Below are 23,467 nucleotides of genomic sequence, written 5' to 3'. Positions count from 1 at the left end.
TCCACGGACGGGTCCGTGGAGTCAAGCAACAAGGCCGTCAGGTGAAACCAGCCGCGCGATGTCCGTGCCGCGTCAGCTGCTGGTGTTCAGCAGCCTCGCCACCGTCCGGTCGATCTCGTCGTAGCGGCCTTCACCGGCATGCTGGAACACGATCTTGCCGGTCTGGTCGATGATGTATTGCGCCGGCCAATACTGGTTGCTGTAGGCGTTCCAGGTCTTCGAATCGTTATCCTGCGCCACCGGATAGGTGATGCCGTGACGCTTCAGGGCGGCCTGCACATTGGAGGCAGAGCGCTCGAACGGGAATTCCGGCGTGTGCACGCCGACCACGACCAGGCCCTTGTCCTTGTATTTTGCATAGAGGTCGGTGACGTGCGGCAGCGTGTTGACGCAGTTGACGCAGCCATAGGTCCAGAAATCGACCAGCACGACCTTGCCGCGGAGATCGGCGATGCTCAGCGGCTTCGAGTTGAACCAGGTGTTGATACCGGTGAAGTCGGGCGCGGTCTGCTGGCTTGCGGCCGCGCTGACGACAGGCGCAGCGCGTGCGGCCTCGTCGCAGATGCCGGGGATCACGGCGCCGGTCACGGCCATGCCGATCAGGGCTGCGGATACGGCGAGCAGTTTCAAGGTCATGGAAGCGTCCTCCGTTGAGATGCGAAGCAATCACAGGCCGATCTGGCCGGTGGGATAGAAGCCGGTGAGCCACGCCACGATCAGCGTGTCGTATTGGAAGTAGGCGGCGACCGCGAAGCCGATCACGACGACGCCAAAGCCCTGCTGCAGGCGTGGCGAAATGCGCGCGAGGCTGCGCACGCGCGTCGTCGCGGCCTGTCCGCCATAGGCGATCGCGAGCATCGGGATCGCCGCGCCGATGGCGTAGGCGACCAGCAGCGTGCCGGCCCAGGTCGCATTCTTCGTCGTCGCCACCAGCGTCAGGATCGAGCCGAGCACGGGCCCTGCGCAGGGCGTCCAGACCAGGCCCAGCGTGGTGCCGAGGATGAGCCCGCCAAGCGCGCCCTCGCGCTGCGCGGCGCTCGCAGCACCAAGATCGAGCCAGCCATTGAGTCGGATCGACAGCCATTCGAACGGCGCCGGCCACAGCATCAACAGGCCGAAGCCGAGCAGCAGGATGGACGCCGCTTCGCGCAGCACGTTCGGATCGAAGTCGAACAGCCGGGTGATCGCGCCGAGCAGCAGCGCTGTCGCCGAGAACGAGATGACGAATCCGAGCGCGATCATCGCCGGCCGCAGATGCCCCGCGCGTCCGATCGAAGCGCCAAGCAGGATCGGCAGCATCGGCAGCGTGCACGGCGCAGCGATGGTGAGGACGCCGGCAAGGACGGCGAAGATCAGGTCGAGCATGGGCCACTCGCGAGGGAGGTCACGAGGGCAGTTCGGGATGGGAGGGGCAGTCGTTACGTGGCGTCACGGCTTCGTGACGGGGTGCCCATCAGGGTGACGGTGCGCTCCCTCCCCGCTCGCGGGGGAGGGTTGGGGAGAGGGTGTCTCCGCAACGGGATACTCCCCGAGAGGAGAGAGCCCTCACCCGCCGCGCGCGGGACGATGCTTCGCATCGCCCGGGCACGTCGGCCTCTCCCGCAAGCGGGAGAGGCGGGGCTCGCGGTGGCCACCTCAGGCCCAAACACAAAACGACCCGGAGGGGGGCATCCCGTCCGGGTCGTTGGAAGTCTTGGGAGGTTTAAGCAAAACCGTATGTGAGCTTTATAGGAGAGAAGTTTTTCCGCCTGATGTTGTGGTTTGTTTCAATTGTTTCGTCCGCGGTAACACTTCCGTGTCCGGGAATAGGGCCGCTGGTCCGGTCCTATCCCTTTGAAATCATGAGCTTTCAGGCAGCGAAGCGGTCGACGCCGCAGCCCTTAAGCAAATCCGCCAATTGCTTGCGGGCATAGAACATCCGCGTCTTCACCGTGCTCTGGGGGATGCCGATGATCCGACCGACCTCCTCCACGGACTTCTCGTGGTAGTAGACGAGGGTGATGATCTCGCGATGCGCGGGCGACAGTTTCTGCACGCAGGCGCGCAGGATGGCGCTGGTGTCGCTGCGGTCGAGCGAGGTCTCCGGGGTGTCGGTGTCGTCAGGGATCTGGCGCACGTCTTCCTGGTCGATGTCCTCGAAGCGGCGCTGGCGCATCGCGGTCAGCGCCTTGAAGCGGGCGATCGACAGCAGCCAGGTCGAGACCTGCGAGCGGCCCTGGAACTGGCCGGCGGTCCGCCACACGTCGAGGAACACCTGGCTGACAAGGTCTTCCGCGGTGGTGGCATCACGCACGATACGCAGGATGAAGCGGTAAACCCGCACATTGTGCCGGCAATACAGGATGTGCATCGACGTCCGGTTGCCGTCGGCAATGCTTTCCAGAAGCATATCGTCCGAAGTCGCCTGAGCGGCGATGATGCTCTGGCTGGCCTGGGCGTTGATGGCGATGACGTTCGGCATAGACTTGGCTCCCCGTAGCGCCGCAACCGAGCGGCGTTTCCTTGGACCAAAGTGTTAATCAGCCACCGTTTCGGGACGTCTGCGCGAAAAGCGGAAAATGGTTTCGTGCGCCGCCAAATTGTTTCGTCGGACAGGGCGCGACGAAACATTCGGGGCAAAAAAGCGTGGAATTTCAATGTACGGAAAATACGGGGGTGGGGATTTGGCAGCGAGCGGAGGCGCCGGGAACGAATTTTCGGGGTTTGCGTTCAGTCGCGCCCCGCACTCCGCCGTCGTCCCGGACAAGCGCGCCAAAAGCGCGCGCCGATCCGGGACCCATAATCACAGGGAGGCGTTGTGGCGCGAGGCTGGTAACTCCGAGTCTTCGCCAAACCCAATTTCGTGGCTATGGGTCCCGGATCTGCGCTGGCGCTTGTCCGGGACGACAGCTGTATTTGCCTGGCGCCCCTACGTCTTCTCGCCAGCCGGCGAGAACAGATAGCCGCCGCCGCGGATGGTGCGGATCACGGCGGGTTTTGCCGGGTCGGGCTCGATCTTGCGGCGGATGCGCATGATGCGCAGGTCCACGGCGCGGTCGAAGGCTTCGGCGTCGCGCGCATTGGCCAGTTCGAGCAGACGTTCGCGCGACAGCACGCGCTTCGGATTGGCCGCGAACACCTTGAGCAGCCCGAACTCCGATGCGGTCAGCGGATGCTCGTTGCCCTCGTCGTCGCGCAGCGCCTGGGCTTCGAGGTCGAGCCATTTGGTGCCGAAGCGGACCAGCTGATCCTTGTCCGATTTCGCCGCCGCAGCCTCCGGCGCCGCGGCCTTGGCCGGCCCGCTTCTGCGCAGCACCGAGCGGATGCGCGCCATCAGCTCGCGCAGCTCGCAGGGCTTTGCCACGTAGTCGTCGGCGCCAAGCTCAAGCCCGACGACGCGGTCGATCGGGCTCGCGGTCGCCGTGAGCATGATGACAGGCACGTTGATGCGGCTCTTGAGGTCGCGGATGATCGACAGCCCGTCTTCCTCGGGCATGTTGAGGTCGAGCACGACGAGATCGGGCATGCCGCCGTCGATCGCGGCGCGCAACGACTTGCCGCCGTCGCACAGCGTCACGGTGAAGCCGTGCATCTTGAGGTAATCGCCGACCATCTCCCGGGCCGGGGCCTCGTCGTCGACGATCATGATGTGCTGGCTTTGGGTCATGGTCTTGAGATCACGGCAGTTCGGTCGCGGGGAGGGTGATGGTGAAGGTCGAGCCCCTGCCGGGGCCGTCGCTGTCGGCGGTCACCTCGCCGCCATGCATGTCGATAATACGCTTGACGATGGAAAGCCCAAGCCCCGTCGAGCTCTCGCCGGCGGTCGGTTTTGCCGACAGCCGCTGGAACCGGCCGAACAGGCGGCCGAGATCCTCCGGCGACAGGCCGGCGCCCTCGTCGCTGACGCGGACGATGGTCTCGCTGCCCTCATGGGCGACGGCCACGCTGATCTTGCCGCCGATCGGTGAGTACTTGATGGCGTTGCTGATGAGGTTGTCGATCGCTTCGCGGATGCGGTCGGTGTCGCACATGGTGACGATGTTGGACGGCGCGGCGACGCTGATCGCCTGCTGCTTGTTGACGGCGAGCGGCTGGTTGGCGTCGGCGACCTCCTTGACCAGGGCGGCGACGTCGACCGGCTCGCGGCGGATGGTGATGTCGAAGGCATCGGCCATCGCGTCCGAGATCAGGTGATCGACCATCGTGGTCAGGCGCTTGGTGGCGTCGCGGATGTGATCGACCTGGGCGACCACGCCGCTGGACGAGGCGCCGGTCGAGATCAGCTCCTTCAGCATCTCGGTGCGGCCGAGGATGACGCCGAGCGGATTCTTCAGATCGTGCGCAACGGTGCCCAGGATCTCGTTCTTGAAGCCGTTGGCGCGCTGCAGCCGCAGCCACTGCGCCGAGAGGCGGCGGTTGGCCTGCATCAGGGCGCGGGTGCGCTGGGCGACGCGGTCTTCCAGCTGCGTGTTGGCGTCCTGGAGCTGCTGATAGAGGATGACGTTGTCGAAGGCGATCGAGAGCCGGCTGGAGAAGATCTCGACCAGTGAGCGGTCGGTCTCGGACAGCTCGCGCTCGGCCTGCAGCAGCACGACCACCTCGCGGCCGCTTCCGGTGCGCAAGTAGATCACGCTGCGGTGGTCGGCGAATTCGTTCTTGCGGCGCTGGAAGGCGGCCTCGACCATCTCGCGCAGGTCGGGGTCGAGCGCCTTCGACGTCGTGGTGCCGATGAAGCGGCTGTAGCAGCCGCTGCCGGCGAGCACCGAGAGCTCGGGGTCGACGCCGCCATTGTCGCGCAGGACCAGTATTCCGGCGCAATCGACATTGAGCAGCGAAGCGAGCTGGGTCAGCACGCCCTCGGCGAGCCGCTGCATCGACTTGAAGTCGTACAGCGTCGAGGCCGCGTCGATGATGATCTCGAGGCCGCGCCGCGTCTGCACCATGCGCTCGAGCTGCTGATAGGAGCGCAGCGCCGCGGTCAGCGAGGTGAACAGCTTGTCGGCGGTGAGCTCGGTCTTGGCCTTGTAGTCGTTGATGTCGTACTGCACGATCACGCGCCGCTCGGGCGCCTGGCCGGGCTGGCCGGTGCGCAGGATGATGCGCACGGTCTCGTTGCGGATCTCGTTGCGGATGAACTCGACCAGCTCGAGGCCGGCGACGTCGGTCTCCATGATGACGTCGAGCAGCACCGCGGCGATGTCGTTGTGCGCGGCCATCAGCTTGCGGCCTTCGGCCGCGGAATAGGCGGAGAGGATCTCCAGGCCCTGGCCGTTGAGGCTGTAATCGGACAGCGCGAAACGGGTGCCGTCATGCACGGCCGGATCGTCGTCGATGACGGCGATCTTCCATTTCCGGGCGTCCGTATCCTCCGACGCGGTGCCGGTGTCGTCGATCAGGTGGAGGACATCGTCCTGTTCGGCCATTGAGAAGTCCCGTCAGTCTCTGTGCTTTGCGCGCCGCCCTTGGCGACCCGGGGCATGATAATGCGAAAAGTAGTGCCTTGTCCCAGCTTGGATTCCAGCATCATCCGCCCGCCGAGCTGCTGGGTGACGAGGTTATAGACGATATGGAGGCCAAGTCCCGTACCACCTTCATTGCGCCGGGTGGTAAAGAATGGGTCAAAGGCCTGGCGCTGCACGTCCGGGGTCATGCCGGCCCCGTCATCGGTGAAGATGATCTCGATGTCGTCGGCCCCGCGCGGCCGCGCCGAGATCGTGATCGTGCCGGCGCGCCCGTCGGCGAAGGCGTGGTTGGCGGCGTTGAGGAAGAGGTTGGTCAGGATCTGGCCGTAGGAGCCGGGGTAGCCGTCGAGCAGCAGCCCCTCGGGCACGTCCACCTGGAGCGTGATCGGCGAGCGCTTCAGCACCGGGCGCAGGCTGGCGATGATCTGGTCGGTGGCTTCGCTCAAGCTGAACTGCCGCCGCTCGGCATGGGAGCGGTCGACCGCGACCTGCTTGAACGACTGGATCAATTCGCCGGCGCGCTGGAGATTGGCGACCAGCTGCTGCGAGGCATCGCGCGAGGCCTGCACGAACTCCTCGAGCTGCGAGCGGCGCAGGCCGCCCTCGCCCTTGAGCTGCGCCTCGAAGATATCGCTGCGCCGGGCAAAGCTCGACGCAACGGTGAGGCTGATGCCGATCGGGTTGTTGACCTCGTGCGCGACGCCGGCGACGAGGCCGCCGAGCGCCGCGAGCCGCTCGGCGTCGATCAGGTTCTGCTGCGCGGTGTTGAGCTCGAGCAGCGCGCTCTCGGCCTTCTCCTTGGACGCGCGCAGCTCGTCCTCGGTCTCACGCTTGGCGATCGCGTTCTCGCGGAACACCTCCACCGCGCGGGCCATGGCCCCGACCTCGTCGCGTGCCTTGGTGCCCTGCACCTCGCGGTCGAGGTCGCCGAGCGTGATCGCGCGCATCGCCGCCATGATCTGCTGCAGCGGCAGGCGGATCGACAGCGCGATCAGCACGCCGGCGGTAAGGATGATGCCGAGGAAGATCACCGCGATCGACAGCACGCGCCGCGAAATATCCGCCAGCGTGCGGTCGAACGTCTCCTGCGCCTTCTGCTCGCGCTGGCGCATCTTGGTCGAGAGGTCGTCGATGGCGCCGATCGCCTCGGCCTGGCTGGCGTCGATGGTGTTGCGCAGCAGCTCGGTGCGGCTCATCAGCTGCTCGGAGAGTTTTGCAAAGCCCTCGCGCAGCGCCACGGTGCGGGTCGCGAGCCGTTGCAGCGCCATGCGCTGGAGGTCGTTGTCGGCGAGGTCGATCATCACGGGGATGGTCTTCTCGATCGTCTCGGTGTTGTGGCGCGCGTCGTCGGCCGCGCCTGACGACTGCGACAGATAGTAGGAGTTGGCCGCGACCAGCATCGCGGTGAAGGCCTCGCGCGACTTGCCGAGCGAGGGCCAGATCAGCGCGTCGCGATGGCCGGTGGCGCCTTCGATGATGGAATACAGGCCCGCCATGTCCCTGGCCGGGCCCTGGACCTGGTCCTCATAGGTCTTGGCGATGGTGGCCTGGACGCTGCGTAGCTCGCCGAAGCCGTTGAGGAAGCGGTCGGTGGTGCGCTCCAGCTCCTCGACCGAGCCCGACAGCATCGGGTCCTTGGCGGCGCGGTTGGCGAGGGTCCCCAGCACCGCCTCGCGCAGCAGCAGGATCTCGGCGAACAGGTCCGGGCTCGGCTGGTTGATGTAGCGGTGGATCAGATTGTGCAGCCGCCCGGTCTCGCTTTCGAGCAGCGCCAGGATCCGGTCGGATTCGCGCACCTGGCGCACGTCGTCCCAGGCCGAGCCCAGCACTTGCGAGCCGTTCCAGATCAGCGCCACCAGCACCACCACCACGGCGGAGTTCAGCGCCGCGATCGACAGGATGCGCCAGCGGATCGGCACCGCCCGGAGCGCGCCGACGAGGCGCGCGCGCAGCCGCCCGAGCGGCCCGGGCTGCCTGTCTGCGTGCTCGCTGTGTCCAGACGCGGGCAACGAGGCTCACTCCACCTTGCGAATGCGTTCGATCAGTGCGGCCGCGGCGGGATCGCGCCCGGCCTTGGCGTAGATCGCCGCCATCGCGTCCTCGAACGGCTTGCGGTCGATATCCCTGACGATGGTGACGCCGGCTTCCTCCGCCTTGCGCTGCGACTGCTCCTCGAGGTCGCGCCACTTCTCGCGCATGAAGCGGCTGGAGCGCTGCGCGGCCTCCCGGAAGATGGTCTGGTCGTCCGCCGACAGGCTGCGCCAGGCCTTGAGCGAGATCACCAGCACTTCGGGGCTCATCGTGTGCTCGGTGAGCGCGAGGTAGCCGGCATGTTTGTAATGGTCCGTCGTCACGAAAGATGGCCAGTTGTTTTCGGCGCCGTCGATCAGGTGGTTGGCTAGCCCGGCGAGCACCTGTCCATAGGGCATCTCGACCGGCTCGGCGCCGAGCGAGCGCATCATCTCGCTCATCAACTCCGATTGCTGCACCCGGATCCGCAGGCCCCGGAGGTCTGCGATGCGTCTGACGGGGCGGGCGCCGTTGTAGATCGAGCGCGCCCCGGAATCGTAGAAGGCGAGCCCGACGAAACCGTAGGGCTCGAAGCTGCCAAGGATCTCGCTGCCGATCGGCCCGTCCAGCACCTTCTGCATGTGCTCGATGGACCGGAACAGGAACGGCATGGCGAGCACGTTCATCGCCGGGACGAAATTGCCGATCAGCGCCACATTGGTCCGGTTGAGGTCGATCGCGCCGGCCCGGGTCTGCTCGATGGTCTCCTTCTCCTCGCCGAGCTGGCGGGAATGAAAAACCTTGATCTCGTGCTGGCCGCCGGTGCGCTCGGCGATCAGCGCACCCATGTAGCGCAGCGCCTGGACGGTCGGGTAATCCTCGGTCTGGGTGTCGGCGGCGCGAAATTCACGCGCAACGGCGCTCGTCGCGCAAATGGCGAACAAAAGCGCGATGAAAACCACCCCGGTCCGTGAGAGTTCGGCACGGTTCAACACTGGCACACTCAACCCCTCAGTGGTGGAGTCTATGGCGAGACCAAAAGGTTCAATGCAATCTAGCAGATGGTTAAGGGAAGGCCATCCCGCCGCGGCCCGCGGGGTGATTGTGCGGCGCGGCCGGCCCTCATTCCCGGTTGAAACTGGAAATGCCGCGCCGTAAGCAGGACGGGGTCGCCTTTTGCCGCGCGACATGGAAAGAGCCATCGTGATTTCAGCATTGCGCTGTTTGCAGGTCGTTGCCACCGCCGCGGCCTTCACGTTCACCGCGCAGGCCAACGCCGCCACCGAATCGCGTGGTGGCACGCCATGTCGGGCGAGCTCGGCCGGCAACTGGAAAAGCTCGCCGCCGACTTCAACGCCTCGCAGTCCGATTACCGGATCGTGCCTGCTTACAAGGGCAACTACACCGAGACGGTGACGGCGGCGATCTTCGCCTTCCGCTCGCGCAGCCAGCCCGCGATCGTCCAGGTCAACGAGGTCGCCACCGCCACCATGACCGCGGCCAAGGGCGCGATCTATCCGGTGTTCAGCCTGATGCGGGACCAGGGCGAGCCGTTCTCGCTCAACGACTACCTTCCCGCCGTCTCCGGCTACTACACCGATGCGGCCGGCAATCTGTTGTCGTTCCCGTTCAATTCGTCGACGCCGATCCTCTACTACAACAAGACCATGTTCCGTGACGCCGGCCTCGATCCGGAGGCGCCGCCGAAGACATGGCCGGAGCTTGGCGCGATCGCAAAGCGTCTGCGCGACCGCGGCGCTCCTTGCGGCTTCACCACGTCCTGGCCGTCCTGGATCCACATCGAGAATCTCTCCGCCTTCCACAACCTGCCGCTCGCGACCCGCACCAACGGTTTTGCCGGGCTCGATGCCGAGCTGACCATCAACAATTCGGTCGTCGTCAAGCACGTCGCCCAGCTGGCTGAGTGGCAGAAGACCAGGCTGTTCGACTATGGCGGCCGCGGCCAGTCGGCCGAGCCGCGCTTCCAGAACGGCGAATGCGGCATCTTCATCGGCTCCTCGGCGACGCGCGCCGACATCAACGCGAACTCGAAATTCGACATCGGCTACGGCATGATGCCGTACTGGCCCGAGGTGAAGGACGCGCCGCAGAACTCGATCATCGGCGGCGCCACGCTGTGGGTGCTGCGTGATCGGCCGCGCGCGGAATACAAGGGCGTTGCGCGGTTCTTCGCCTATCTGTCGCAGCCCGGCGTGCAGGCGGCCTGGCACCAGAACACCGGATATCTGCCGATCACCCGCGCCGCCTACGAGCTGACGCGCGCGCAAGGCTTCTACGAGCGCAATCCGGGCTCGGCGATCTCGTTCGAGGAGATCACGCTGCATCCGCCGACGTCGAACTCGAAGGGCATCCGGCTCGGCTCCTTCGTGCTGATCCGCGGCGCGATCGAGGACCAGCTGGAGCAGGCCTTTGCCGGCCAGAAGAGCGCGCAGGGAGCTCTGGATTCCGCCGTCGAGCGCGGCAACAAGCTGCTGCGCCAGTTCGAGCGCGCCAGCCCGGAGCGATAGGCGCTGCTCGGCCCGCTGCGCGCGCACGCGACTCCACATCACGAAATTTGAAGCGATGCACGGATCCGCGGGCGGTCCGCAAATCCACGCTCTCGAAACAATGACGCCCGTGTGAGCCACATCACTTGTGCCGCGGGCGCGCAGCGATAATCTTGAGGTTGTTTCATCTATCATTTTTCCGGAAAAGTTGTGATGGAGATCGCTTATGTTTTGCTCATGTTGCATCATCCCGAACGACGTTCTGACCAGACTTTCCCAGGACAAGAAGCTGTCCGCCGTGCTTCGCAAGCAGATGGTCGACACCGTCCAGGTCAGTCATGAACTGCGCGAATTGCGGACGCAGACGGCGAAATTGACCAGCGTCGTGGCGGCGCGCGCCGCAGGTCTGGTCACGCTGGCCGCGGCGCCGTCGGTCACGGTCTACGACTGCAAGCACACGCAGACGCTGCCCGGCACGCCCGTGCCGAAGCCGAAGACGTCCTCGGACGGCTCCGTCAAGCGCACCTTCAACCAGACCACCAAGGTGGCCAGGTTCTACCAGCAGGTCTTCAACCGGAATTCGATCGACGATCACGGCATGACCATGATGTCGTCGGTTCATTTCGGCGAGAAGTACAACAACGCGATGTGGAACGGCTCGCAGATGGTCTATGGCGACGGCGACGGCAGCATCTTCCTCGACTTCACCCGCGGCAACGACGTCATCGGCCACGAGCTGACCCATGGCGTGACCCAGCACAGCCTCCAGCTCGCCTATAGCGGCGATGCCGGCGGCCTGAACGAGAGCATCTCCGACTGCTTCGGCTCGATGTTCCGGCAGTGGGAGGCCAAGCAGGACGTCAAGAAGGCCGACTGGCTGATCGGGCGCGACATCATGGGGCCGGCGGCCAAGAAGAAGGGGTTCGCCTGCCTGCGCGACATGGCCGATCCCGCCGCCAAGCACTGCCTGGCGCCGCAGCCGACCAAGTATTCGCAAGTGACGCCCGGCATGGACCCGCATTACGCGAGCGGGCCGCCGAACCTCGCCTTCTACACCGCCTGCACGACGCTTGGCGGATACAGTTGGGCCAGGATCGGGCAGGTGTGGTACCATTCGCTCACTGGTTTCGGGCCGACGCCGAACATGACGATGAAGGCATTCGCGGCGCGGACCCGGCAGGGTGCCCACACATTGTACCCTGGCGATGCCGCAGTCCTCGCCGCCGTCGATACCGGATGGAAGAAGGTCGGGCTCTAAAGCGTGCGATACGAAAGGAAGGAAGCGTGGATCGCTTGAAGATCGAGCGCGTCGGAGGGTTCGCCGGCTTCGGCGGCCCTCACCTGAAAAGTCGTGGTGAAGTGGCGCTGTCGGATCTGTCCGCCGCCGATCAGAAGACGGTGGAGCAGCTGTTTGCCGATCCGAAGAAAGTCGCGCCCGCACATCCGGGTCAGGCCGACGCGTTCAGTTACCGGATCACGCGCGGTGCGCAGACCATCGAAGTCCCCGAGCATGCGGTCCCCTCGGCCATCAAGAACAGCGTCAAGGATGTCCTGGAATAACACCGGGCGGAGCCGGGCGCTGTGATGGAGGAGATGCTGCCGCCGGATTCCGCCGCTGCTTGTTCGGCAGGTGCTTGTTCGGCGGGTGCCTGGGGCGTGTCCGCGTCGACGAGCCTCGAGGCCTACCGTGCCTTGCGCGCCGACCAGTCCCGATGGCTGCCGATCGCGCTCGACATCGCGCGCAGCCACGGCCTCGACGTCGGCGCGCCGCAGGTGTTTGTAACAGGTACCAATCTCGTGGTCGGCCTCGGTGAGCGCCTGATCCTGAAGATCTTCCCGCCGCTGCTCCACGCGTAATTCGTCTCCGAGCGCGGTTCGCTGACGCAGCTTGCGGGACGTCTTTCCTTGCCAATTCCGCAGGTCGTCGCGGAAGGGATGCGCGACGGCTGGCCCTATCTCGTCATCACGCGTCTTGCCGGCACGCTCGGCTCGGAGGTCTGGCCGTCTCTGCCGGAACAGCAGAAGGAGCGCCTGCTGCGCCAGATCGGCGAGACCATCGCGGCCGTGCAGCGCGCGCCGCTTGACCCTCTCGCAGCAATAGAGCCGCGCTGGGACGCGTTCATGCGCAGGCAGATGCAGGGGTGCCGCGCCAGGCACCAGCGTCTCGGCCTTGCGCCCAAATTCCTTGGAGGCCTCGACGATCTGCTGCGCGATGCGGCGCGCCTCATTCCGATGGACGCGCCGCCGGTGATCCTGACCGGCGAATACATTCCGGAGAACTTTCTGCTCGCCTGCCATGACGGGCAATGGTCGCTCGCCGGCCTGTTCGACTTCGGCGACGTGCGGGCTGGATGGCGCGACTACGACCTGCTCGGCCCCGGCGCCTTCATGGCGGCGGGCCGGCCGGGGAGGGTGCGCAGCCTGCTCGAAGGGTTTGGCTATGCGAAGCTGGACTATGCGCTCAAGCGGCGCCTGATGGCCCTGATGCTGCTGCACCACGCCAGCGATCTCAACAGCCACATCTGCATCGAGGGCTGGCAGGACAAGGCGAAGGATCTCGTCGAGCTGCAGGACCTGATCTGGGCGGAGTGAGTGCTCCGGCCCCACCCCTCTCCGTCATTCCGGGGCGCCGCGAAGCGGCGAGCCCGGAATCCATTTTCCCACGCATTCTGTGGCCCGATGGATTCCGGGCTCGATGCTGCGCATCGCCCCGGAATGACGGCCGGGCCTGTTGGCTTCAGCACGGGCGCCGCGCTACCTGCGCGATGAGTCCTGCCGTCGCCTCCCGAATGGGCTCTCACGCTTTATCGATGAAATTTTTTGAGCAATTCTCCGTCTTTGTATGCAAGCAGGAACTGCGCCGCTCTCCGGAAAATCAGGCAAAAATCAAAAAGATCAAGTTATATCAGTTGATTAGCGCGAGACTAACGCCTCGTTAAGCTCTGGCACGAACCTTGCGAATCCAGTTCCAACCAGAAACTTTTGTGTTGGAGCGATTTCATGAAGCGCCGCGATTTCCTCAAGTCCGTTTCCGGATTGGCCGCAGGCGCGGCGCTTCCGGCCATGCCGTCCGTGATCTGCTCGGCCAAGGCCGATGCGCGTTCGGAGACGCTGCTGATCGTCTCGGAGGGCGGCCCCAACAATCTCGACATCCACGGCGTCGGCACCAACGTGCCCGGCTATGAGGTGTCCTGGAATTGCTACGACCGGCTGATCAGCCACGAGATGAAGAGCGGTCCCGGCGGCGTGCCCTATTACGACCGCGACAAGTTCAAGGGCGAGCTCGCCGAGGACATGAAGATCGACGACATGTCGGTCACCTTCAAGCTGAAGAAGAACGCCAAATTCCACGATGGCGCGCCGGTCACCGCCAAGGACGTGAAGTGGTCGTTGGACCGCGCCGTCAGCGTCGGCGGCTTCCCGACCTTCCAGATGAGCGCGGGCTCGCTGACCAAGCCCGAGCAGTTCGTCGTGATCGACGACTACACCGTGCGCGTCGATTTCCTGAAAAAGGACAAGCTGACGATTCCCGATCTCGCGGTGATCGTGCCCTGCATCGTCAACTCCGAGCTGGTGAAGAAGAACGCCAGCGAGAAGGATCCCTGGGGTCTCGAATTCACTAAGCAGCAGACCGCGGGCTCCGGCGCCTACAAGGTGACGAAGTGGACCGCCGGCACCGAAGTGATCATGGAGCGCAACGAGGATTGGGTCGGCGGGCCCTTGCCGAAGATCAAGCGCGTGATCTGGCGCATGGTGCCGCAGGCGGGCAATCGCCGTGCGCTGCTGGAGCGCGGCGACGCCGACATCTCCTACGAGCTGCCGTTCAAGGATTTCCAGGAGATGAAGGCGAGCGGCAAGCTCAACGTGGTGTCGCTGCCGTTCTCCAACGGCATCCAGTATATCGGCATGAACGTCACCAAGCCGCCGTTCGACAACGTCAAGGTGCGGCAGGCGATCGCCTATGCGCTGCCCTACCAGAAGATCATGGACGCGGTGCTGTTCGGGCTCGGCAATCCCATGTTCGGCGCCGCCAAGGACAAGGCCACCGAGGTCGCCTGGCCGCAGCAGCACAAATACAACACCGACATGGAGAAGGCGAAGGCGCTGCTGACGGAGGCCGGCTACGCCAACGGTTTCGAGACCACGATCTCGTTCGACCTCAATTTCGCCGGCGTCAACGAGCCGCTCTGCGTGCTGGTGCAGGAATCGCTCGCCCAGCTCGGCATCAAGACCACCATCAACAAGGTGCCCGGCGCCAACTGGCTCACCGAATTGAACAAGAAGGAGATGCCGCTCTTCACCAACGTGTTCTCGGGATGGCTCGATTACCCCGAGTACTTCTTCTACTGGTGCTATCACGGCAACAATTCCGTCTTCAACACCATGAGCTACAAGTCGGCGGAGATGGACAAGCTGATCGACGGCGCGCGCGTCGCGGCCGCGAGCGGCGACACCGCGACCTACGATACCGACGTGAAGGGTTTCGTCGATCTCGCCTACAGCGACATCCCGCGCATCCCGCTGTACCAGCCCTTCGTCAACGTCGCGATGCAGAAGAACATCAGCGGCTACCAATACTGGTTCCACCGCCGCCTGGACTACCGCGCGATGGCAAAGGGGTGAGGTGTCATGCTGATGGTCGGCGACGCATCGGCATGTGTTGGTCTCTTCCACTGGAGTGAGGTGGGCACTGTCATCTCATTCCCTCCCCCCTTGTGGGGTCCGAGGCGAGCGAAGCTCGCTCTCGAGGGCAGGGAGGGGGGTAGCCACGAACTCCGACCCCTCCCGGAGCCACCCCCCTCCCTAGCCCTCCCCCACAAGGGGGGAGGGAACGCAGCTGAGCAAGTCGTTCGAATTTGCTTCCAATGGCTAGGCAGAAGGAGAGCACTCCCATGCTGACCATGATCGGCAAGCGCCTGATGTTCGCGATACCCTCGCTGATCGGCGTCGTCATCGTCACCTTCCTGCTGACGCGCGCGCTGCCTGGTGATCCCGCCGCGTATTTCGCCGGTCCCGCCGCGACGAAAGAGGCCGTCGAGCAGATCCGGAAGAAGCTCGGCCTCGACCGGCCGCTGATCGAGCAGTTCTTCCGCTACACCAACGATCTCGCCCATGGCGATTTCGGCAACTCGCTCACCACAGGCCAGCCGGTCGCGGCCGAGATCCGCAACCGCCTGCCGGCCTCCGCTGAACTTACGTTGCTCGGCCTCATCGTCTCGATCGTCATCGCCATTCCGCTGGGCGTGCTGGCGGCGACGCGGCCGGGGTCATGGGTCGATCACCTCTGCCGGGTCACGACGACGGCGGGCGTCTCGCTGCCGGTGTTCTTCACCGGCCTCGTGCTGGTCTACGTTTTCTATTTCCGGCTCGGCTGGTCTCCCGCGCCGCTCGGTCGTCTCGATGTGTTCTACAGCGCGCCGCCGACGGTGACCGGTTTCTATCTGATCGACACCCTGATCGCGCGCGACCTCGAGGCGTTCCGCTCGGCGCTGAGCCAGCTTATTTTGCCGGCCACCACGCTTGCGATCTTCTCGCTGGCACCGATCGCGCGCATGACCCGCGCCTCGATGCTGGCGGTGCTCGCCTCCGAATTCGTCCGCACTGCGCGCGCCAGCGGCCTGTCGCCGGCGACCGTCATCGTCACCTACGCCTTCCGCAACGCGATGCTGCCCGTGATCACCACGCTCAGCATGGTGTTCCCGTTCCTGCTCGGTGCGAACGTGCTGGTGGAAAAAGTGTTCGCCTGGCCCGGCATCGGATCCTATGCGGTGGAAGCGCTGATCTCGTCGGACTTCGCGCCGGTGCAGGGTTTCGTGCTGACCATGGCGGTCATGTACGTGCTGCTCAATCTCGTGATCGACATTTTGTACGGCGTAATCGATCCGCGCGTCAGGTTGGAGGGCTAAATCATGAGCTCCGTTGCGCCTGCTGTTGAACCCGTCGGTCCCGCCCGTACCTCGGGACTGGTCGCGATCCTCGAACAGACCCGCTACGTTCTCGGCGAAAACAAGGTCACGGGTTTTGCCTTCGCCCTGCTGATTGTGATCCTCATCGCCGCGATCTTCGGTCCCTATGTGGTGCCGTATGATCCGCTCGCCTCCGACACCGCCGCGGCGTTGAAAGCGCCCTCGGCGGCGCACTGGTTCGGGACCGATCAGCTCGGCCGCGACATCTTCAGCCGCGTCGTCGTGGCCACGCGTCTCGATACCTTCATCGCGATCGCCTCCGTCGTGCTGGTGTTCCTGATGGGCGGCCTCGCCGGCATCGCGGCCGGCTATTTCGGCGGCTGGACCGACCGCATCGTCGGCCGCATCGCCGACACCATCATGGCGTTTCCGCTATTCGTGCTGGCGATGGGCATCGTCGCGGCGCTCGGCAACACGGTGCAGAACATCATTCTTGCGACCGCGATCGTGAACTTCCCGCTCTATGCCCGCGTCGCGCGTGCCGAGGCCAATGTCCGCCGCAATGCCGGCTTCGTGCAGGCCGCGCGCCTGTCCGGCAACGGTGAATTCCGCATCCTGCTGGTGCATATTCTCCCGAACATCATGCCGATCATGATCGTGCAGATGTCGCTGACCATGGGCTACGCCATCCTCAACGCCGCCGGCCTGTCCTTCATCGGCCTCGGCGTCCGCCCGCCGACCGCCGAATGGGGCATCATGGTCGCGGAAGGCGCGGGCTTCATGGTCTCAGGCGAATGGTGGATCGCGCTGTTCCCCGGCCTCGCTTTGATGATCGCCGTGTTCTGCTTCAACCTCCTCGGCGACGGTCTCCGCGACATCGTCGATCCGCAGCGGAGGACGTAGGTGATGGTTCCTTCACCTCCAAATTCCCCGTCGAAATTGTCCAATGAATCCAACGCCCTTCTACTGTGCATGGGGTTGTTTTCGACCTTTTTGAGTGACGGGAGCCATCCATGACCGCCCAGCCGCTGCTCGACGTCCAGGACCTCACGGTCGAATTCACCACCCGCCGCGGCATCGTGAAGGCGGTGCAGCACGTCAACATCTCCGTCGCCAAGGGCGAGACGCTCGCCATCGTCGGCGAGTCCGGCTCCGGCAAGTCGGTGACGTCCTATGCGGTGATGCGCATCCTCGACCGTGCCGGGCGGATCGCCGAGGGCTCGGTGATGTTTTCCGGCATCGACGTGAAGGCCGCGACCGAAGACCAGATGCGCGACCTGCGCGGCCGCGAAGTCTCGATGATCTTCCAGAACCCGCGCGCCGCGCTCAATCCGATCCGGAAAGTGGGCGACCAGATCGAGGACGTGCTGCGCACCCATGTGCAGCAGGCCCAGGTCGCCGATCACGGTGAGAAGGCGATCGAGGCGCTGGAGCAGGTTAAGATCGCCCGCCCGCGCGAGCGCTACCACGCCTATCCGTTCGAACTGTCCGGCGGCATGTGCCAGCGCGTCGTCATCGCGCTGGCGCTGGCCTGCAACCCGCAGCTCCTCATCGCGGACGAGCCGACCACGGGCCTCGACGTCACCACCCAGAAGGCGGTGATGGATTTGATCGTCGAGCTGACCAGGCGCCGCGCGATGTCGACCATCCTGATCACGCATGATCTGGGTTTGGCCGCCGCCTATTGCGACCGCGTCGTGGTGATGGAGAAGGGCCGCGTGGTCGAGACCGCCAAGGCCGCCGATATCTTCGCCAATCCGCAGCACCCCTATACGAAGAAGCTGATGCGCGCGACGCCGCGGCTCGGCGTGAGCTTGCGGGATCTGTTGCCGGAGGAGGAGGGGGCTTCCTTCGCCTCTCCCCGCGTGCGGGGAGAGGCCGACGCACGAAGTGCGGGGGGTGAGGGGACTCTCCAAGCACCGTGCTCGCGGAGACGCCCCCTCACCCCAACCCTCTCAGCGCGAGCGAAGCTCGTCGCGACCCCGCAAGCGGGGAGAGGGGGAGGAGCGAACAGCCTCTCCTTCTCATCGAAAAGCTCGTGAAAGAGTATCCCCGCCAGGGCGCCACGGCCACGCTCGGCAGACTGTTCGGCCGCAAGCCGCCGGTGGAGCCGGATGTATTCCGCGCCGTCGACGGCATCAGCTTCTCGATCGGCCATGGCGAGAGCGTCGGGCTCGTCGGCGAATCCGGCTGCGGCAAATCGACCACCTCGATGATGGTGATGCGGCTCCTGGACCAGACCTCCGGCCTGATCCAGTTCGACGGCGAGAACATCGGCGGCATCGCGCCGGCCTCGTTTGCCCGGCTGCCGCAGCGCAGCCGCATCCAGATGGTGTTCCAGGACCCGACCGACAGCCTCAACCCGCGCTTCACCGCCGCGCGCGCCATCGCCGACCCGATCATGCAACTCGGCGACGTCAGGGGCCGCGACGCGCTGCGCGCCCGCTGCGAGGAGCTGGCCACCATGGTCGGCCTGCCGCACAATCTGCTGGATCGGTTTCCGCACCAATTGTCCGGCGGCCAGAAGGCCCGCGTCGGCATCGCCCGGGCGATTGCCCTGCACCCGAAACTCGTCATCCTGGACGAGCCGACCGCGGCGCTCGACGTCTCGGTCCAGGCCCTGGTCCTCAATCTGCTCCAGGACCTCAAGGCGCGGCTAGGTATGAGCTATCTGTTCGTCTCGCATGATTTGAACGTAGTGCGCTTGCTGTGCGATCGTGTCATTGTGATGCGGACGGGTCGAATCGTCGAGGAAGGCTCTTCCGAGAGGGTTTTGAGCGATCCGCAGGACGACTACACCAAGGAGCTGCTGACGGCGATCCCTCATCCGCCGTTGCCGGTACACTGATTGTTTGGGAGCGTGATGGCCGAGCCGCTGGACGATTATATCGACGCCGTATCGAAAGCGCTGGCATTGCCGATCGAGGAGGCCTGGAGGCCGGCGGTTCGCGCCAATCTCGAAGTGTCGCTGCGGCTCGCCCGCCTCGTCGACGAATTCGCGCTGCCGGACGAGACCGAGCCGGCGCCGATCTTCTCCGTCTGACGCCGCCATGACCACCAAGCCAGAGATGAGTGCTGCCGACATCGCGAAAGCGGTGGCTGGCGGCAAGATGTCCGCCCTCGCTGCCACCGAAGCCGCGCTTGCGCGCATCAAGCAGCACGACACCATCCTCAATTCCTTCACCGACGTCACCGCCGAGCGCGCCCTTGCGAAAGCGCGTGCGATCGACGCCGACATTGCCGCCGGCAAGGAGGTCGGCCCGCTCGCCGGCGTGCCCTTCGCGGTGAAGAATCTGTTCGATGTCGCGGGCCTGCCGACGCGTGCCGGCTCGAAGATCAACCGCGACCTCGCGCCCGCCAAGCGCGACGCCACCTTGATCGAGCGGCTGGAAGCGGCCGGCGCGGTTCTGGTCGGCGCGCTCAACATGGGCGAGTACGCCTACGACTTCACCGGCGAGAACATTCACGACGGTCCATCGCGCAATCCGCACGACACGACGCGCATGAGCGGCGGCTCCTCCGGCGGCTCCGGCAGCGCCGTCGGCGGCGCGCTGGTGCCGATCGCGCTGGGCTCGGACACCAACGGCTCGATTCGCGTACCGTCCTCGTTTTGCGGCATTTTTGGTCTGAAGCCGACCTATGGCCGGCTGTCGCGGGCGCGGTCGTTTCCGTTCGTCGCGAGCTTCGATCATCTCGGCCCGTTCGCGCGCTCCGTCACCGATCTCGCGCTCGCCTACAATGCGATGCAGGGGCCGGATGCCGACGACGCCGCCTGCACCACACGCGGCCTGGAGCCGACGGTGCCGCTGCTCGCCAATCCGGTCTCGGACCTGCGCATCGCGATCGCCGGCGGTTACTTCCAGAAGAACGTGTTTCCCGAGGCCGTCGAAGCCGTGAGCCGCGTCGCCAAGGCGCTCGGCGCGACGCAAATCGTCGAGGTGCCCGAAGCCGCGCGTGCCCGCGCGGCGGCTTACGTCATCTCCACCACCGAAGGTGCCTCGCTGCATCTCGACCGCCTGCGCAAGCGCCCGAACGATTTCGATCCCGCCGTGCGCGACCGCCTGATCGCGGGCGCCATGGTGCCCGCGCCGCTGGTCGATCGCGCGCAAAAATTCCGCCGCTGGTATCGCGCGCAGTTTTCCGAGATCTTCAAATCGGTCGACGTGCTGCTGGCGCCGGCGACGCCGTGCACTGCGCCAAAGCTCGGGCAGGTGAATTTCAATCTCGACGGCGTCGAACTGCCGGTGCGCGCCAATATCGGCATCCACACCCAGCCGATCTCCTTCATCGGCCTGCCCGTGGTCGCGGTGCCGGTGCCGCTCGAGCCGCTGCCGATCGGCGTGCAGATCATCGCCGCGCCCTGGCGCGAAGACATCGCGCTGCGTGTCGCGCATGCATTGGAACGGATGGGCGTTGTCGCAGCGCCAGCCCCGAGAGGATTCTGAGATGGAGATCGATCTCCCAGAGGTGATCGCGGAAGTCAAAGCCGCATTCGATCGTTATGAGCAGGCCCTGGTCACCAACGACGTAACCGTGCTCGGCGAGCTGTTCCGCAACGATCCCCGCACGCTGCGCTACGGCATCGGCGAGAACCTCTATGGCTATGAGGCGATCTCCGGCTTCCGCGCCGGCCGCTCGCCGGTCGGCCTGAACCGTCGCACCGCGAAAACCGTCATCAGCAGCTATGGCCGCGACACGGCCGTCGCCTCCACCCTGTTCTATCGCGACACGGCGCCCGGCAAGGTCGGCCGGCAGATGCAGACCTGGATTCGCTTCCCGGAGGGCTGGCGCGTCGTCGCCGCCCATGTCAGCATCATCGACGAGTCGAAAGAGACCTGATCGAATGACGCTTGACGACCTTCCGCAGGGAACTCTGCCGGCCGAGCCGGTGGTGCCCCGCGTCGACCGGGCCCTGCCGTCGGTGCAGAAGGTCACGCGCGCCGAGGAGCTGCGTCTTCAGCTCGCCGACGAGATCGTGCGCGGAGCCCTGGCTCCCGGCTCGCCGCTGGACGAGACCGACATCGCGCGGCGTTTCAACGTCTCGCGCACGCCGGTGCGCGAGGCCCTGCGCCAGCTGGTGGCGAGCGGCCTCGTCGAGGCCCGGCCGCATCGCGGCGCGGTGGTGGCGCAGCCGTCGATCGAACGGCTGAAGAGCATGTTCGAGGCGATGGCGGAGCTGGAAGCGCTGTGCGCCGGCCTTGCCGCCGAGCGCATGTCCGCCGCCGAACGCCACGGCCTGGAAGCCATCCACGAAGAGCTGCGTGTCCTCAGCTACACCGGCAATCCCGATCGTTTCCACGAGGTCAACGAGCGCTTCCACAACGCGATCTATGCCGGCTCGCAGAACGGCTACATCGCCGAGATCACGCTGGCGACCCGCGTCCGCGTGCAGCCGTTCCGCCGTGCCCAGTTCCGCAACCTTGGCCGTCTCGCCAAATCGCAAGCGGAGCACGACCGCGTCGTCGTCGCCATCATGCGCGGCGACAAGCAGGGCGCCGCCGCCGCCATGCGCGCCCATATCGAGTTGGTGCGCGGGGAGTACGAAATCTACGCGGTGTCGGTGTAGGCGACGCGCACTCCGTGCCGTAGGGTGGGCAAAGGCGCAAAGCGCCGTGCCCACCACCTGGCTGGTGGTAATGGTGGGCACGCTACGCTTTGCCCACCCTACGAGAGCTACGCCGTGGCCGCCTCCGCCATATACGCGCGCCAACCGCCGTAGCTTGTGATGTCTCGCGCTTCGCCGAGCACTTCCGGCTCGACGAGAAAGCCCTTCACGCTGCGGCCGTCGGCGAGCCTGATGGTGCCGATCGCCATCGGCGCCGGAATCGCGTTGACGAACTTGCCGAACGCAGCCGCAGAAAGCGACCAGATCTCCAGCTCGATGGCCGCGCCTTTGCCGGCTGCGACGCGCAGCATGCCCGGCTTCGGTGGCGTCGTCGGAAGCGCATAGAGCTTGTAGTCCGGTGCGGTTTTGGTCGCCTCGATCAGCTTTCCGTTCAGCGCCTTCAACTCGCCGTTCAGCGCCATGCCGGACAGATGCGCGCCGACGACGGCGATCGGAATCTCGTCGATGCCGCCTGCGGCAAGCGGCGAGAGCGCGGGTTGCGCGACGCCCTTCGCGCCGACGCTCAGCCTGGTATCCGCATGGAACACGCGGCCGATGCTCGCAAGCAGCGCATCGCGGCCGGCCGGCGCCAGCAGCGTGATCCCGAACGGGATGCCGTCGGCGCGCATCGATGCCGGCACGGCGAGGCCGCAGAGGTCGAGCAGGTTGACGAAATTGGTGTAGGTGCCGAGCCGGCTGTTGAGCTCGATCGGGTTGGCCAGCACCTGCGCGGTCGTATACGCGGTCGGCGCCGTCGGCAGCACCAGCGCGTCGATATTGGCAAAGGTGCGCTCGGCGATCTTGCGCAGACCCTGCAGGCGATAGAGCGCGGAGAAGGTGTCCGCCGCCGTCAGCCGCGCACCGGCCGCGGTGATCTCGCGCGTCACCGGATGGATCATTTCGGGCGCGGACGCCAGCAGGTTCTTGATCACGAGATAGCGCTCGGCGACCCAGGGCCCTTCGTAGAGCAGTCGCGCCGTCTCGTAGAACGGCTCGAGGTCGAATTCGACCAGCGTCGCGCCGAGCGCAGTCCAGCGCTTCAGCGCATCGCCGTAAGCCGCTTCCGCCTTCTTGTCGCCGAAGAAGATCAGCTGCCCGTTGCGCGGCACGCCGAGGCGCAGGTTTGCGGGAAACGGCGTCAGCGCGCCGAGCGGCCGGTCGCGCGAGAATGGATCGGCCTGGTCAGGTCCCGCCATCACGGAGAGTGCGAGTGCAGCATCGTCCACCGTCAAGGCGAATACCGAGATGCAGTCGAGCGTGCGGCAGGCAGGCACGAGTCCCGCGGTCGAGATCATGCCGAGGCTTGGCTTCAGCCCGACGATGTTGTTGAGCATGGCCGGCACGCGGCCGCTGCCGGCGGTGTCGGTGCCGAGCGACAGCGGCACCAGCCCGGCGCCGACGGCGGTCGCCGAGCCCGAGCTGGAGCCACCGGGAATCAGATCCTCGCGAATCGAATTTTTGGGAATGCCGTAGGGCGAGCGTACTCCGACGAGGCCGGTTGCGAACGGGTCGAGATTGGTCTTGCCGATGATGATGGCGCCGGCCGCGCGCAGGCGCTCCACCGCGGTCGAGTCATGGGTCGGTGTGTAGGAGAAGGCGGGGCAGGCCGCCGTGGTCGGAAAGCCCAGCGCGTCGATGTTGTCCTTCACCGCGACCGGGACGCCATAGAGCGGCATACTGGCGGCATCCGGGCGCGCGGCAAGCTTTTCAGCTTCCGCGATCGCGTCCTTCTCGTCGCGCAGGCTGATGAAGACGGCGGGATCGTTGTGGTCGCGGATGCGCTGGTAGCTGCGCGCGATCGTCTGTGCCGGCGTGAGCGTGCCCGCGCGATGCGCGGCCACAATCGCGGCGATCGTTTCAGGCTGCTCAGCCCCCATTTTCAGCCCTCATGGCGACAAAACTCCGGCAACATGTCCTCACCCGGATTGAAGCAAGCGATGTGCCATTGTGTACAGAATCCGGGCAGCGCGGCTGCTCCGGATATTATCGGGAGATCAG

General features: G+C 65.6%; 17 protein-coding genes and 3 pseudogenes. 12 read left to right on the top strand and 8 right to left on the bottom strand.

Translation table 11 applies throughout. The annotated features are described in order from the left end of the window. Positions 1 to 72: 72 nt before the first annotated feature. The 7 genes from ACFLEY_RS45370 to ACFLEY_RS45340 all read right to left on the bottom strand — a co-directional run bounded on the left by ACFLEY_RS45370 (position 73) and on the right by ACFLEY_RS45340 (position 8,452). Positions 73 to 636, bottom strand: a complete 564-nt coding sequence (locus ACFLEY_RS45370) for a thioredoxin family protein (RefSeq protein WP_011083846.1) — start codon at positions 634 to 636, stop codon at positions 73 to 75. Positions 637 to 666: 30 nt separating this feature from the next. Continuing rightward, positions 667 to 1,365 carry a cytochrome c biogenesis CcdA family protein gene (locus ACFLEY_RS45365; RefSeq protein WP_011083847.1) on the bottom strand — a complete coding sequence of 233 codons (699 nt, stop codon included), beginning with the start codon at positions 1,363 to 1,365 and terminating at the stop codon, positions 667 to 669. Between the two features lie 484 nt (positions 1,366 to 1,849). Next, the gene (locus ACFLEY_RS45360) at positions 1,850 to 2,461 is read right to left on the bottom strand and encodes a sigma-70 family RNA polymerase sigma factor (RefSeq protein WP_011083848.1); all 612 of its coding nucleotides are present in this window, start codon (positions 2,459 to 2,461) and stop codon (positions 1,850 to 1,852) included. Between the two features lie 447 nt (positions 2,462 to 2,908). Continuing rightward, positions 2,909 to 3,646 (bottom strand): response regulator, encoded by a 738-nt coding sequence (locus ACFLEY_RS45355; protein WP_011083849.1) that lies wholly within the window; start codon positions 3,644 to 3,646, stop codon positions 2,909 to 2,911. Positions 3,647 to 3,656: 10 nt separating this feature from the next. Continuing rightward, complete coding sequence (locus tag ACFLEY_RS45350; protein WP_011083850.1) at positions 3,657 to 5,402, bottom strand: DUF3369 domain-containing protein; 1,746 nt, start codon at positions 5,400 to 5,402, stop codon at positions 3,657 to 3,659. Next, the gene (locus ACFLEY_RS45345; protein WP_060909436.1) at positions 5,372 to 7,450 is read right to left on the bottom strand and encodes a HAMP domain-containing sensor histidine kinase; all 2,079 of its coding nucleotides are present in this window, start codon (positions 7,448 to 7,450) and stop codon (positions 5,372 to 5,374) included. The genes ACFLEY_RS45350 and ACFLEY_RS45345 overlap by 31 nt, the downstream gene beginning before the upstream one ends. Positions 7,451 to 7,456: 6 nt before the next feature. Continuing rightward, positions 7,457 to 8,452, bottom strand: coding sequence for a TRAP transporter substrate-binding protein (locus ACFLEY_RS45340; RefSeq protein WP_060909435.1), 996 nt, complete (start codon positions 8,450 to 8,452; stop codon positions 7,457 to 7,459). A gap of 187 nt (positions 8,453 to 8,639) precedes the next feature. On the opposite strand from ACFLEY_RS45340, the pseudogene ugpB reads away from it, so the two are divergent. From ugpB to ACFLEY_RS45280, 12 genes and pseudogenes are all read left to right on the top strand, one after another. Beyond that, positions 8,640 to 9,979, top strand: a pseudogene (ugpB, locus tag ACFLEY_RS45335) (sn-glycerol-3-phosphate ABC transporter substrate-binding protein UgpB). 205 nt (positions 9,980 to 10,184) lie between these two features. Then, complete coding sequence (locus ACFLEY_RS45330) at positions 10,185 to 11,216, top strand: M4 family metallopeptidase (RefSeq protein ID WP_161532981.1); 1,032 nt, start codon at positions 10,185 to 10,187, stop codon at positions 11,214 to 11,216. A gap of 26 nt (positions 11,217 to 11,242) precedes the next feature. Beyond that, entirely contained in the window at positions 11,243 to 11,518 is a 276-nt protein-coding gene (locus ACFLEY_RS45325) for a protealysin inhibitor emfourin (protein WP_060909434.1), read from the top strand. A 24-nt stretch (positions 11,519 to 11,542) separates the two neighbouring features. Then, positions 11,543 to 12,550: pseudogene (locus ACFLEY_RS45320) on the top strand (aminoglycoside phosphotransferase family protein). Between the two features lie 408 nt (positions 12,551 to 12,958). Then, the gene (locus ACFLEY_RS45315) at positions 12,959 to 14,581 is read left to right on the top strand and encodes an ABC transporter substrate-binding protein (protein WP_060909433.1); all 1,623 of its coding nucleotides are present in this window, start codon (positions 12,959 to 12,961) and stop codon (positions 14,579 to 14,581) included. 269 nt (positions 14,582 to 14,850) lie between these two features. Then, positions 14,851 to 15,864, top strand: coding sequence for an ABC transporter permease (locus tag ACFLEY_RS45310; protein WP_060909432.1), 1,014 nt, complete (start codon positions 14,851 to 14,853; stop codon positions 15,862 to 15,864). A gap of 3 nt (positions 15,865 to 15,867) precedes the next feature. Continuing rightward, positions 15,868 to 16,767, top strand: a complete 900-nt coding sequence (locus ACFLEY_RS45305; RefSeq protein WP_011083858.1) for an ABC transporter permease — start codon at positions 15,868 to 15,870, stop codon at positions 16,765 to 16,767. A gap of 110 nt (positions 16,768 to 16,877) precedes the next feature. Then, a pseudogene (locus ACFLEY_RS45300) lies at positions 16,878 to 18,712 on the top strand (dipeptide ABC transporter ATP-binding protein). Between the two features lie 15 nt (positions 18,713 to 18,727). Beyond that, entirely contained in the window at positions 18,728 to 18,907 is a 180-nt protein-coding gene (locus tag ACFLEY_RS45295) for a DUF4089 domain-containing protein (protein ID WP_028172697.1), read from the top strand. A 7-nt stretch (positions 18,908 to 18,914) separates the two neighbouring features. Continuing rightward, positions 18,915 to 20,309, top strand: coding sequence for an AtzE family amidohydrolase (locus tag ACFLEY_RS45290; RefSeq protein ID WP_060909430.1), 1,395 nt, complete (start codon positions 18,915 to 18,917; stop codon positions 20,307 to 20,309). Between the two features lies 1 nt (position 20,310). Beyond that, complete coding sequence (gene hpxZ, locus ACFLEY_RS45285) at positions 20,311 to 20,703, top strand: oxalurate catabolism protein HpxZ (protein ID WP_011083862.1); 393 nt, start codon at positions 20,311 to 20,313, stop codon at positions 20,701 to 20,703. A 4-nt stretch (positions 20,704 to 20,707) separates the two neighbouring features. Continuing rightward, positions 20,708 to 21,430: a GntR family transcriptional regulator gene (locus ACFLEY_RS45280; protein WP_028172700.1), complete on the top strand. Its 723-nt coding sequence runs from the start codon at positions 20,708 to 20,710 to the stop codon at positions 21,428 to 21,430. 107 nt (positions 21,431 to 21,537) lie between these two features. Here the strand turns inward: ACFLEY_RS45280 and atzF are convergent, their stop codons facing one another. Then, positions 21,538 to 23,346 carry an allophanate hydrolase gene (atzF, locus tag ACFLEY_RS45275; protein ID WP_396604451.1) on the bottom strand — a complete coding sequence of 603 codons (1,809 nt, stop codon included), beginning with the start codon at positions 23,344 to 23,346 and terminating at the stop codon, positions 21,538 to 21,540. Between the last annotated feature and the right edge of the window lie 121 nt (positions 23,347 to 23,467).

The sequence above is a fragment of the Bradyrhizobium sp. YCK136 genome (assembly GCF_044570075.1).
GTDB classification, from domain to species: domain Bacteria; phylum Pseudomonadota; class Alphaproteobacteria; order Rhizobiales; family Xanthobacteraceae; genus Bradyrhizobium; species Bradyrhizobium diazoefficiens.
The sequence above is the reverse complement of the archived record's forward strand: the minus strand, read 5'-3'. Positions and strand labels throughout refer to the sequence as shown.

Excerpts from the sequence above, each read along its gene's own strand:
- atzF (WP_396604451.1), bottom strand. The coding sequence starts at position 23,346 with ATGGGGGCTGAGCAGCCTGAAACGATCGCCGCGATTGTGGCCGCGCAT.
- ACFLEY_RS45295 (WP_028172697.1), top strand. The coding sequence starts at position 18,728 with ATGGCCGAGCCGCTGGACGATTATATCGACGCCGTATCGAAAGCGCTG.
- ACFLEY_RS45365 (WP_011083847.1), bottom strand. The coding sequence starts at position 1,365 with ATGCTCGACCTGATCTTCGCCGTCCTTGCCGGCGTCCTCACCATCGCT.
- hpxZ (WP_011083862.1), top strand. The coding sequence starts at position 20,311 with ATGGAGATCGATCTCCCAGAGGTGATCGCGGAAGTCAAAGCCGCATTC.
- ACFLEY_RS45290 (WP_060909430.1), top strand. The coding sequence starts at position 18,915 with ATGACCACCAAGCCAGAGATGAGTGCTGCCGACATCGCGAAAGCGGTG.
- ACFLEY_RS45360 (WP_011083848.1), bottom strand. The coding sequence starts at position 2,461 with ATGCCGAACGTCATCGCCATCAACGCCCAGGCCAGCCAGAGCATCATC.
- ACFLEY_RS45280 (WP_028172700.1), top strand. The coding sequence starts at position 20,708 with ATGACGCTTGACGACCTTCCGCAGGGAACTCTGCCGGCCGAGCCGGTG.
- ACFLEY_RS45350 (WP_011083850.1), bottom strand. The coding sequence starts at position 5,402 with ATGGCCGAACAGGACGATGTCCTCCACCTGATCGACGACACCGGCACC.
- ACFLEY_RS45310 (WP_060909432.1), top strand. The coding sequence starts at position 14,851 with ATGCTGACCATGATCGGCAAGCGCCTGATGTTCGCGATACCCTCGCTG.
- ACFLEY_RS45355 (WP_011083849.1), bottom strand. The coding sequence starts at position 3,646 with ATGACCCAAAGCCAGCACATCATGATCGTCGACGACGAGGCCCCGGCC.
- ACFLEY_RS45305 (WP_011083858.1), top strand. The coding sequence starts at position 15,868 with ATGAGCTCCGTTGCGCCTGCTGTTGAACCCGTCGGTCCCGCCCGTACC.
- ACFLEY_RS45370 (WP_011083846.1), bottom strand. The coding sequence starts at position 636 with ATGACCTTGAAACTGCTCGCCGTATCCGCAGCCCTGATCGGCATGGCC.
- ACFLEY_RS45330 (WP_161532981.1), top strand. The coding sequence starts at position 10,185 with ATGTTTTGCTCATGTTGCATCATCCCGAACGACGTTCTGACCAGACTT.
- ACFLEY_RS45315 (WP_060909433.1), top strand. The coding sequence starts at position 12,959 with ATGAAGCGCCGCGATTTCCTCAAGTCCGTTTCCGGATTGGCCGCAGGC.